8 protein-coding genes, 1 tRNA gene and 1 rRNA gene (1 of these 10 cut by a window edge) are annotated in these 11,326 nt (G+C 39.6%); all 10 read right to left on the reverse strand.

The annotated features are described in order from the left end of the window. Positions 1-15, reverse strand: a tRNA-Ala gene (locus AC4BC5_RS06225) (it extends 58 nt beyond the left edge of the window). 75 nt (positions 16-90) lie between these two features. Then, positions 91-1,648 (reverse strand): 16S ribosomal RNA (locus AC4BC5_RS06230). 639 nt (positions 1,649-2,287) lie between these two features. Next, a complete protein-coding gene (gene lysS / locus AC4BC5_RS06235) occupies positions 2,288-3,781 on the reverse strand; it encodes a lysine--tRNA ligase (protein ID WP_490497249.1) in 1,494 nt (497 codons plus the stop codon). A 101-nt stretch (positions 3,782-3,882) separates the two neighbouring features. Next, positions 3,883-4,881, reverse strand: a complete 999-nt coding sequence (dusB, locus tag AC4BC5_RS06240) for a tRNA dihydrouridine synthase DusB (RefSeq protein WP_490497251.1) — start codon at positions 4,879-4,881, stop codon at positions 3,883-3,885. After that, entirely contained in the window at positions 4,882-5,772 is an 891-nt protein-coding gene (hslO, locus tag AC4BC5_RS06245) for an Hsp33 family molecular chaperone HslO (protein WP_490497252.1), read from the reverse strand. 121 nt (positions 5,773-5,893) lie between these two features. Beyond that, on the reverse strand, positions 5,894-7,978 hold the full coding sequence (gene ftsH / locus AC4BC5_RS06250) for an ATP-dependent zinc metalloprotease FtsH (RefSeq protein WP_490497253.1): 2,085 nt from the start codon (positions 7,976-7,978) through the stop codon (positions 5,894-5,896). 67 nt (positions 7,979-8,045) lie between these two features. Beyond that, positions 8,046-8,594, reverse strand: coding sequence for a hypoxanthine phosphoribosyltransferase (gene hpt, locus AC4BC5_RS06255; RefSeq protein WP_490497254.1), 549 nt, complete (start codon positions 8,592-8,594; stop codon positions 8,046-8,048). A gap of 177 nt (positions 8,595-8,771) precedes the next feature. Further along, positions 8,772-10,139 carry a tRNA lysidine(34) synthetase TilS gene (gene tilS / locus AC4BC5_RS06260; protein ID WP_490497255.1) on the reverse strand — a complete coding sequence of 456 codons (1,368 nt, stop codon included), beginning with the start codon at positions 10,137-10,139 and terminating at the stop codon, positions 8,772-8,774. 82 nt (positions 10,140-10,221) lie between these two features. After that, positions 10,222-10,677 carry a S1 domain-containing RNA-binding protein gene (locus tag AC4BC5_RS06265; RefSeq protein WP_490497256.1) on the reverse strand — a complete coding sequence of 152 codons (456 nt, stop codon included), beginning with the start codon at positions 10,675-10,677 and terminating at the stop codon, positions 10,222-10,224. A gap of 183 nt (positions 10,678-10,860) precedes the next feature. After that, the gene (locus tag AC4BC5_RS06270) at positions 10,861-11,277 is read right to left on the reverse strand and encodes an FtsB family cell division protein (protein WP_490497257.1); all 417 of its coding nucleotides are present in this window, start codon (positions 11,275-11,277) and stop codon (positions 10,861-10,863) included. Positions 11,278-11,326 lie beyond the last annotated feature (49 nt).

An 11,326-nucleotide genomic window follows, 5' to 3' on the forward strand; every position in this document is an offset into this window, starting at 1 on the left:
CTGAGCTAAGGCCCCAAAAAAGTTTTAAGAGTAAACCTCTCAAAACTGAACAAAGGCAAACGTTTGTGTAGTTTCCGTAATATTCCTTAGAAAGGAGGTGATCCAGCCGCACCTTCCGATACGGCTACCTTGTTACGACTTCACCCCAATCATCTATCCCACCTTAGGCGGCTGGCTCCAAAAAGGTTACCTCACCGACTTCGGGTGTTACAAACTCTCGTGGTGTGACGGGCGGTGTGTACAAGGCCCGGGAACGTATTCACCGCGGCGTGCTGATCCGCGATTACTAGCGATTCCGGCTTCATGTAGGCGAGTTGCAGCCTACAATCCGAACTGAGAGAAGTTTTAAGAGATTAGCTTAGCCTCGCGACTTCGCAACTCGTTGTACTTCCCATTGTAGCACGTGTGTAGCCCAGGTCATAAGGGGCATGATGATTTGACGTCATCCCCACCTTCCTCCGGTTTGTCACCGGCAGTCTCGCTAGAGTGCCCAACTAAATGATGGCAACTAACAATAAGGGTTGCGCTCGTTGCGGGACTTAACCCAACATCTCACGACACGAGCTGACGACAACCATGCACCACCTGTCACTTTGTCCCCGAAGGGAAAGCTCTATCTCTAGAGTGGTCAAAGGATGTCAAGACCTGGTAAGGTTCTTCGCGTTGCTTCGAATTAAACCACATGCTCCACCGCTTGTGCGGGCCCCCGTCAATTCCTTTGAGTTTCAACCTTGCGGTCGTACTCCCCAGGCGGAGTGCTTAATGCGTTTGCTGCAGCACTGAAGGGCGGAAACCCTCCAACACTTAGCACTCATCGTTTACGGCGTGGACTACCAGGGTATCTAATCCTGTTCGCTCCCCACGCTTTCGAGCCTCAGCGTCAGTTACAGACCAGAGAGCCGCCTTCGCCACTGGTGTTCCTCCATATATCTACGCATTTCACCGCTACACATGGAATTCCACTCTCCTCTTCTGCACTCAAGTCTCCCAGTTTCCAATGACCCTCCCCGGTTAAGCCGGGGGCTTTCACATCAGACTTAAGAAACCGCCTGCGCTCGCTTTACGCCCAATAAATCCGGACAACGCTTGCCACCTACGTATTACCGCGGCTGCTGGCACGTAGTTAGCCGTGGCTTTCTGGTTAGATACCGTCAAGGGATGAACATTCTCTTCTCATCCTTGTTCTTCTCTAACAACAGAGTTTTACGATCCGAAAACCTTCTTCACTCACGCGGCGTTGCTCGGTCAGACTTTCGTCCATTGCCGAAGATTCCCTACTGCTGCCTCCCGTAGGAGTCTGGGCCGTGTCTCAGTCCCAGTGTGGCCGATCACCCTCTCAGGTCGGCTATGCATCGTTGCCTTGGTGAGCCGTTACCTCACCAACTAGCTAATGCACCGCGGGTCCATCCATCAGTGACGCAAAAGCGCCTTTCAGCTTTCTCTCATGCGAGAAAAAGCATTATGCGGTATTAGCACCTGTTTCCAAGTGTTATCCCCCTCTGATGGGCAGGTTACCCACGTGTTACTCACCCGTTCGCCACTCCTCTTTTCCAGTGAACCGAAGTTCGGCGGAAAAGAAGCGTTCGACTTGCATGTATTAGGCACGCCGCCAGCGTTCGTCCTGAGCCAGGATCAAACTCTCATAAAAAATTTGAAACAATCTTTCGATTGTTAAGCTCAATAAAAAATTAACTTTGCTAGCTATTGCTTGCTTGTTGTATAACTTCTATCTAATAGAAGTGTCCTACACAATTGGTTCGTTTGCTTGCTTTGTTCAGTTTTCAAAGGTCTACTTTTGCTGTTCTAGCAACTTTTAAATCATAACAGATTGACGAATTGATGTCAATGTTTTTTTAAAAGTTTTTTTTGAAAAGAATTTAATTTTCTTAACTAACTTTTCGACAGCGACTTGATTATTTTAACAAATAGATTGTTACTTGTCAACAACTTTTTTCGATTTATTCATTGGTATTTCAACGTTTTTCATCGAATCCATTTTGACGACTTTGTTATAATATCATGTGTCATTTACTTCGTCAACTCTTTTTTTCAAAAGTTTTAAAAGTTATTTTGTCGTTTAGGACAAGTAATAATATACCAAGTAAACACCTTAAGGTCAATGAATTTATCATGTTTTTTCAAACTTTTTTTATTTCCGACTATTGAAAAATACACCTCTTAAAAATGTTCGCCTTTAGATAGAAATATACGCTAGTTTCTTATTTTTATTTGACTAAATATAATAAAAAAGCCACAGATAAAATCTGCAGCTTTTCCTACTATAGTATTAACGCATGGTTGGGAATAATAAAACGTCACGGATAGACTGTGCATCTGTTAATAGCATGACTAAACGGTCAATCCCGATTCCTAGACCACCAGTTGGCGGCATACCATATTCTAACGCTTCTAGGAAGTCTTCATCTACACCATGGGCTTCATCGTTTCCTGCTTCACGTTCTTTTTCTTGCCCTTCAAAACGTTCTCTTTGATCAATTGGATCATTTAACTCTGTAAAGGCGTTCGCAAATTCACGACCAACAATAAATAATTCAAAACGATCTGTAAAACGAGGATCTTCAGGATTTTTCTTTGCAAGTGGAGAGACTTCAACTGGATGACCATAAACAAATGTCGGTTGTTGCAATGTTTCTTCAACAAATGTTTCAAAGAATTCATTGATAATATGACCCACACTCATTGCATCAGTAATTTCAACATTCTGTTCTTTGGCTAATTGACGAGCTTCTTCAACGGTCATTTCTTGCCAGAAATCTACCCCTGTTCTATCTTTTACTGCATCAACCATATGGATGCGATTAAAATTAGAAGCTAAATCAATTTCTTGACCATCATAGACAATATGTGCCGAACCTAAAGATTTCTCAGCAGCATGACGAATGATACCTTCTGTTAAATCCATAATATCTTTATAATCTGTATAAGCGGTATAACATTCCAACATAGTGAATTCAGGATTATGGGTAGTGTCGATTCCTTCATTACGGAATACACGACCAATTTCATACACTTTTTCCATACCACCAACGATTAGACGTTTTAAATGTAGTTCTAAAGCAATACGTAGATACAAGTCCATATCTAATGCATTGTGATGAGTAATAAATGGACGCGCTGTTGCTCCACCTGCTTGATTGTGTAAAACTGGTGTTTCTACCTCTAAATAACCTTGTCCATCTAAATAACGACGAATCTCGCTGATGATTTGACTACGTTTTGTAAAACGATCAAAGCTTTCTTGATTACTAATTAAATCTAAATAACGTTGACGATAACGTTGTTCAATGTTTGTTAAACCATGGTATTTATCTGGTAACGGACGTAAAGCTTTTGATAAAATTGTGATTTCTTTTGCTTTAACAGACACTTCACCAGTATTTGTTTTCATAATTTGACCAGTAACACCAAAGAAGTCACCTAAATCTGCATGCTTAAACACGTCATATGCTTCATCACCAACTTCATCTTTACGTACATAAATTTGGATGCGGCCTTCACGATCTTGCAAATGTGCAAAACCAGCTTTTCCTTTACCACGCTTTGTAACGATACGTCCAGCAATACTTGCCGTCAGTTCCATTTCACTTAATTCTTCTTTTGTGCGTGATTCAAATAATTCATGCAACTCGGCAGAATTATGGGTACGGTCAAATCGTTGGCCAAATGGATCGATACCTTCTTCGCGCAATTGTTCCATCTTTTGTCGACGTACCAGCATTTGGTCATTTAGTTCTTCTTGTGTTTGTCGTTCCTCTGTCACGAGTTTTCCTCCATTCTCTGATATGTTTCCTTTCTATAATGCCAATGTTAACAAAAAAAAGCAAGTCGAAGTTATTTTTCGACTTGAATTTTCTTTCATAATTAACTTCTTACTGGTTGATTTTCTACTTTCTCAAGAAATTCTTCCAATAAGTGCACCGTTGTTGACCGGTTTTCCGATTGATTAATCGCAGCTTTAACTTTTGCTGCCCGCGAAATCCCCTTTAAATAGTAAGCTGCATGTTGACGAAACTCTAAAGATGCTACTTTTTCACCTTTCAAATCTATCAAACGATCATAATGTAAAATAGCCGTTTCAATTTTTTCTCTTGGTGTTGGTTCAGCAATTAATTCACCAGTTTCTAAATAATGTTTTGTTCGATGAATCATCCATGGGTTGCCTAAAGCAGCACGACCAATCATTACAGCATCGCAGCCTACTTCTTCAAACATTCGTTTTGCGTCTTCTGGTGTTCGGACATCACCATTGCCCATAAATGGAATGGAAATATTTTGTTTTACTTCTTTTAAAATATCCCAATTTGCTTGACCTTCGTACATCTGTACGCGTGTCCGACCATGCATCGCAATTGCTGATGCACCTGCTGCTTCGGCTGCTTGAGCATTTTGAACTGCAAAAACATGCTGTTCGTCCCAACCAATTCGCATTTTCACCGTTACAGGTTTATCGATTGCCGAAGAAACAGCATGAACCATTTCGTAAACTTTATCAGGATCAAGCAACCATTTAGCTCCAGCTTCGGCTTTAATAATTTTATTAACTGGACACCCCATATTAATATCAATGATATCGGCTGTCGTATTTTCAGCCACAAACTGTGCAGCTTCGACTAAAGAATCCTTATTACCACCAAAAATTTGTAGGCTTAATGGATGTTCTGTTTCATCAATATGCAACATACTCAAGGTTTTTTTGTTACGCATTTGAATCCCTTGATCGCTAATCATTTCACAGACAACTAATCCTGCCCCAGCTTCTTTCACAGTTACTCGAAACGCCGAATTTGAAATACCTGCCATTGGTGCAACTACCACACGATTAGGAATCTCTACATCACCAATTTTCCACGTGTGTTCCATCTATTCTTTTTCTCCTGTAATCTCTTGAATCAATGCTGTCAATTCAAGCTCGTCAAAATAATATTTTTCCCCACAGAATGAACAAACGGCTTCGGCACCATGATCTTCATCTATCATTGCTTGAATTTCACTTGTCCCTAATGTAATAATCGCCGTCGCAAATTTTTCTTTTGAACATCCACAGTTAAATTGAACAGGAGAATCTTCTAAAATCATGATTGCTTCACCTTCAAAAATAACTTCTAAAATGTCTTCGGGTGTTTTGCCTTCTTCTAATAAGGAAGAAATGTTTGGTAAAGTTTTTAAACATTCTTCTAATGCTTCAATTACTTCATCACTGGCACCAGGCATCACTTGTAGCATAAAGCCCCCTGCAGTTTTGATTGTATCGTCTGTATTAACCAATACGCTTAAACCTACTGCCGAAGGAATTTGTTCAGAAACTGCTAGGTAATAGGTAAAGTCTTCGCCTAATTCACCAGAAACAATTGGTGTTTGACCAGAGAAAGGTTCTTTTAAACCTAAATCTTTAATGACGGTAAAAACACCATTTGTTCCAACTGCACCACGTACATCAATTTTCCCTTTTTCGTTCAAAGGTAAGCTGACATGTGGGTTTTGAATATAACCTTTCACATCACCATTGCCGTTACTATCCACAATAATTGCACCGGCTGGTCCATCACCTTGAATTTTAACGGTCATTTTATCTTCACCTTTTAAGGTTGCTCCTAATAATAGTCCGCCTACTAATGAACGGCCTAATGCTGCGGAAGCTGTATTCCAAGTATCATGACGACGTTGTGCTTCGGCAACAGTCGCTGTTGCATTGACTGCATAGGCACGAACATAACCACCATACGCTAATGCTTTTACTAAATAATCTTTCATGAGTTGTTTTCGCTCCTTCATTATTTCACTAGTGAATCATACTAGTATCTGCTTTTTTTTTCAACTTTACAGTTTTTGACAAGCGAAGAGGCTGCGACATGGGTCACAGCCTACTTTTTTATTATTCTTTTGAATCATCTTGATCAGCGTCTTGAGTCTCTTCACGAATATTCGCAAAGTAATCTTTCGCTTCTTCAAAATCTTCTTTTTCTTCCGCTTGTTTTTGCGCATCTTTTGCTTCCAAAGCACGTTTTGCTTCTTCAAACGATTGCGCTTTTTCACTTGGGTAGTTGCTGTCTTCAGATCCTTCAGGCATTTTACCTAATTCAAACAATGATTTAATTGCTTTAGCGTCTAGTGTTTCAAACTCTAGTAATTTCTCAGCAATTAATTTGTGTTGCTCGCTATATTCTTCAATGATTTCACGTGCTTTCGTGTGAGCTTTCATTAAGATAGAACGAACTTCTTGATCGATTTCAAAGGCAACTTGTTCAGAATACGCTTTTGTTTGACCATAGTCACGACCGACAAAGACTTGATGATTTCCTTCATATTGAACAGGTCCAAGCTTATCACTCATTCCATATTCAGTCACCATACTACGTGCTAACGCAGTTGCTTGTTCGAAGTCATTTGAAGCTCCCGTTGATTGAACGTTGAAGACAATTTCTTCGGCTGTGCGTCCACCCAATAGGCCAACAATTTGTTCAAACATATCATCTTTTGTCATTAGCATTTGATCTTCTTTTGGTAAAGCAATCATGTAACCACCGGCCCGGCCACGTGGAATAATCGTTACTTTATGAACGATACGTGCACGACTTAAAACTAAACCGACAATAGTATGACCTGCTTCGTGATAGGCAACCATTTCGCGTTCACGTTTGCTGATAACACGATCTTTCTTCGCTGGACCAGCAATCACACGATCTTCTGCTTCATCAATATCTGAAGCATCAATTTTCTTTTTATTACGACGAGCAGCAACCAAAGCTGCCTCGTTTAAGACATTTTCCAGTTCTGCACCAGCAAAGCCTGGTGTTTGTTGCGCCACAACTTTTAAGTCAACGTCATCTGCCAATGGTTTATTACGAGCATGAACACGTAAAATTGCTTCACGACCTTTGACATCTGGACGGCCAACAAGAATTTGACGGTCAAAACGACCTGGACGTAATAACGCTGGGTCTAATACATCGGAACGGTTTGTTGCAGCGATAACGATAACGCCTTCGTTGCCACCAAAACCATCCATTTCAACTAACAATTGGTTAAGTGTTTGTTCACGTTCATCGTGTCCACCACCCATACCAGCACCACGTTGACGACCGACTGCATCGATTTCATCGATAAAGATAATCGCTGGTGCATTTTTCTTCGCTGTTTCAAATAAATCACGAACACGGCTAGCACCGACTCCGACAAACATTTCCACGAAATCTGAACCAGAAATTGAGTAAAATGGTACGCCTGCTTCACCAGCAACTGCTTTTGCCAATAAAGTTTTCCCTGTTCCTGGAGGTCCCTCTAAAAGAACACCAGCAGGAATACGTGCGCCTAATTCAGAAAAACGACGAGGGTCTTTTAAGAACTCAACAACTTCGACTAATTCTTGTTTTTCTTCTTCTGCTCCGGCTACATCAGAAAAACGAACACGGTTTGCTTTTTTATCTGCTTCTTTGGCTTTGGATTTACCAAAATTCATTACACGGCCGCTACCGCCACCGCCACCACCTTGTTGTCCCATCATCATGTAGAAGAAGAAAATGATGATAACTAGTGGTAAGAAACTAATCAATAGTGATAACCAAATACCACTACTTGACTCTTCTTCAATGGTTGTTTTTACAGAATGCTCACTTGCCAGCGTAGTCACTTCGCTGAGAGTAGTGTCATTTGGTAAAATGATTGTTGTGAATCGTGTGGTTGTTGCTTGAGTTGAGCCTAGAACAGCTAACCCATTATTATTATTGATTTTTTGTTCTTTGTTGTATTCACCAACGATACGATAGACACCATTCGCAGGTTGTACTTTAAACTCTTTGATCTCGCCTTCTTCTAATTGTTCAGTGAACTTAGAATATTCGATTTCAGGCGTTTGGTTTCCACCATTCCCTAGGAAGAAGTAAACAACCATGACCATTGCCAGTATGACCAGCACATAGTATAGGGTGTTTCGTACTGTTCCGTTATTTTTTTTATTCATGCGGCCCCTCCTTGCCAATTTGTCTTACTTTGACCTTTCCATTGTATCATAAGTTTTTTAGAAAGGGTCACTCTTTTGTTTCATAAACACTTGGTTTTAATACTCCTACATAAGGAAGGTTACGATATTGTTCTGCGTAGTCTAAACCATAGCCCACAACAAACTCATTTGGCACATCAAAACCAATATAATCTGCTTCGATATCAACAACACGACCTTCAGGTTTATCTAATAGTGTCACGATACGAACCGATTTTGCTTTACGATACTTAAATAAGTCAACTAGGTAAGCTAATGTGCGACCACTGTCGATAATATCTTCAACAATTAACATGTCGCGACCTTCTACATTGGTATCTAAGTCTTTGACAATTTTCACTTCACCAGATGAGACAGTCGCATTTCCATAGCTTGACACATCCATAAAATCTAACTCTAAGTAACAATCCATTTCACGAACGATGTCTGCCATAAATGGTACAGCACCTTTTAAAACACCGACCACTAGAGGATTTTTATCTGCATATTCTGCTGTTAATTCTTTTCCCAATTCCTCGCAACGTGACTGGATTTCTTCTCTTGTAATTAAGATTTTTTCAATGTCTTTTTCTAACATCTTGTTTCTCCTTCCAAATTCTACTCCTAATATGTGCGAACATTTCTTGAAAAAAGGGGCGATTTTATCCCTTTCAAGCAAACCCCATTGTTCAGGCGGTTTGACTTCTTATCATCTCGATGATTTTCTCATTAAAATCAAAAAGCAACTATTTTAACACTACAAATTGTAGCTCATTTATTTCATCCTTCGATAAAGTAGTACGTAGTGTATTTTATCAGTTTCTTTCGTAATACTCAAATAGGAAAAAGCGTAAGGAATCACTCCTAAAACCTCATCTTGTTCATTCGTTACAACCCATGCTTCTTCTCGCTTTTCGTGAGGAAGCTTTTTATCAATAAAAATGCGGCTAATTTTTTTGGTTAAAATTGGTGTCAAAGCGATTTTATCACCATTTTGACGTTTTCTGAGGTTAGTTACAGAAGGAAAGTTTACCGTCAAATCTTGGCGATACTCTGACCAAAGTTTGACTTTTTCGGGAATTTTTTCTTCTCCTACTGGAAAAATACCTAACCATTCAGTCTCAGACAAAAATTGTGCTTCCCCAATTTTCAATTTTAATGGTGTTATTTCTGTAGGCTTATTTATTTTTTGGGCAATTGTGATTTGCTGATACGTTTTTTTGATTTGCCACTGTTTCGTTAGATTAATTGTTCCTTGTGCTGGACCAATTAAGAGTTGCATAATCTGTTGAATCTGTTTATCAGAAAGAACAATTTTCTCGTTTTGTTGTAGTTTTTGCTTAACAGCTTGTAAAAAGAAATAGCGTTTGGCTTCTGAAAGCTTTAAATAATCAACCAAATCAAAACAGTATGTTTGAGCTTTTTGTACGAGATACTTTTCTAACCACTGCTCTTGCTGTTCAGCAACGATTTCTTGGGCAAAAATGGTTTGCTCAGACCATTGTTGAAAATGCTGAGCGATTTGCCGATTTTCTTTTTTTAAAACTGGCAACACCTGTGAACGCAAACGATTACGTTGCATTGCTAGCGATGTATTGGTTTCATCTTCAAAATAAGGAATGCCATTTTCTTGACTGTATGTGCGAATTTCTGCTTTTGTTGTTGTCAACAAGGGACGAACCAACCTACCTGAGCCAAATTGCTGACTAAAACGAATCCCGCTACTGCTAAAGAAATTTCCTTCACGAACCATTTTCATCAAGATTGTCTCTATCTGATCATCACTATGATGCGCCGTCAACAAAACGGAGTATTGCTGTTGCTTCATGATTTTTTCGAAAAAAGTATAACGAAATTTGCGCGCTGCAGCTTCAATCCCCGTAGTTGCAGGTTGTTCCCAGCGTGTTTGATACAACGGAATCTGGTGTCTTTGACAGTATTCCGTTAAAAAAAGAGCCTCCTTTTCAGATGCTTCTCGCAGTTGATGGTTCACATGAACAACACCGAAAGATACTTGTAGTTGTTCCAACAAATGAAGCAAGACCATTGAATCAACGCCTGTTGAAACAGCTACTAAAAGACAATCATCGGATTGCCATAGTTGCTTATCTTCCACTAGTTTCGCTACTCTCGATACTAACATTCGATTTCCCTCCCTTGGTCTCAAAACAAAAAACAGGTAAGAAGATTCGTCTCAAAACCTCCTACCTGTTCTAATTCAATTATTAATTACGACGACCGCCACGGCCTCCGCGTTTGCCTTCAGTATTACGACGTAAAGATGACAAACGATCATCACTGTCTTTTAAGAACGAACTCATTAATGAATCGAAGTCTTGTTTATTATTCCCTGTGTTTTGTTGATTGTTATTACGTGGGAATGATTTTTTCGGACTTGATCGATTAAAGTCTTTTTTCGGAAAGTCACGTTTTTCTTCTTTTGGCTTGTCTTCTGCCTTACGGATTGATAATCCAATTTTACCATCGTTCCCAATGGTTGTTACAAGTACGGTTACTTCATCGCCAACTTTTAAAACATCATTAATATCTTTCACAAAACCATTCGATACTTCACTAATGTGAACAAGCCCAGTTTTGCCTCCACCTAAATCAATAAACGCACCAAAATTTGTAATCCCTGACACTTTCCCAGGTAGTTTCGCTCCAACTTCGATTGACATAAAAAAATGTTCCTCCTAATTTTTGTCCCATTTTGAAAACTTCTTATGATATCTTCATAAGATTCTCGTCAGACGAGCAATCCCCATAGTTTCTATGGTTGTTTTATTTATGCTTTATACGTGCGTAGAATTTTCTACGCAAACATTGCACGACACAAGTTAGTAAATACTGCACAGTACCAATTATTCGCTTGATTCAGTTGTTGAATCATCTGCTTTTTCAGCGGCTTCATTCCCTGGCAAAGGGAAAATTAACTCACCTTCTTTTGAATACAAGAAACGGCTACGGGCAACTTTTGCGACATAATCCTTGTCTTTTAGTAAAGCCACATCTCTATTTAAATCTGCCATTTTTTGTTTCACTTCTGCTTGTTTCACAATTGTTTCTTGCTTTACATCTTGCAATCGTTGCAGACGTAAATAATCATTAAACAAGGAAATGCCAACACTCAAAAAAACAACGAAGGCGACGATAAAAACAGCCATTAAACGGCGACGACGAAAAATAATTTGTCGTTGTTGATACGCATATTTTGCATATTGTTCTTTCGCATAGTCTGTGTCTAAGATTTTCACATTATTTTTGATCTCTTTGCTCACAGGTACTCGCTCCAATCTCTCTTGACTGTCTTTTTTATTATACCAACAT

The sequence above is a fragment of the Enterococcus sp. AMC2644 genome, from assembly GCF_058216475.1.

Excerpts from the sequence above, each read along its gene's own strand:
- dusB (WP_490497251.1), bottom strand. The coding sequence starts at position 4,881 with ATGGAACACACGTGGAAAATTGGTGATGTAGAGATTCCTAATCGTGTG.
- hslO (WP_490497252.1), bottom strand. The coding sequence starts at position 5,772 with ATGAAAGATTATTTAGTAAAAGCATTAGCGTATGGTGGTTATGTTCGT.
- ftsH (WP_490497253.1), bottom strand. The coding sequence starts at position 7,978 with ATGAATAAAAAAAATAACGGAACAGTACGAAACACCCTATACTATGTG.
- hpt (WP_490497254.1), bottom strand. The coding sequence starts at position 8,594 with ATGTTAGAAAAAGACATTGAAAAAATCTTAATTACAAGAGAAGAAATC.
- tilS (WP_490497255.1), bottom strand. The coding sequence starts at position 10,139 with ATGTTAGTATCGAGAGTAGCGAAACTAGTGGAAGATAAGCAACTATGG.
- AC4BC5_RS06265 (WP_490497256.1), bottom strand. The coding sequence starts at position 10,677 with ATGTCAATCGAAGTTGGAGCGAAACTACCTGGGAAAGTGTCAGGGATT.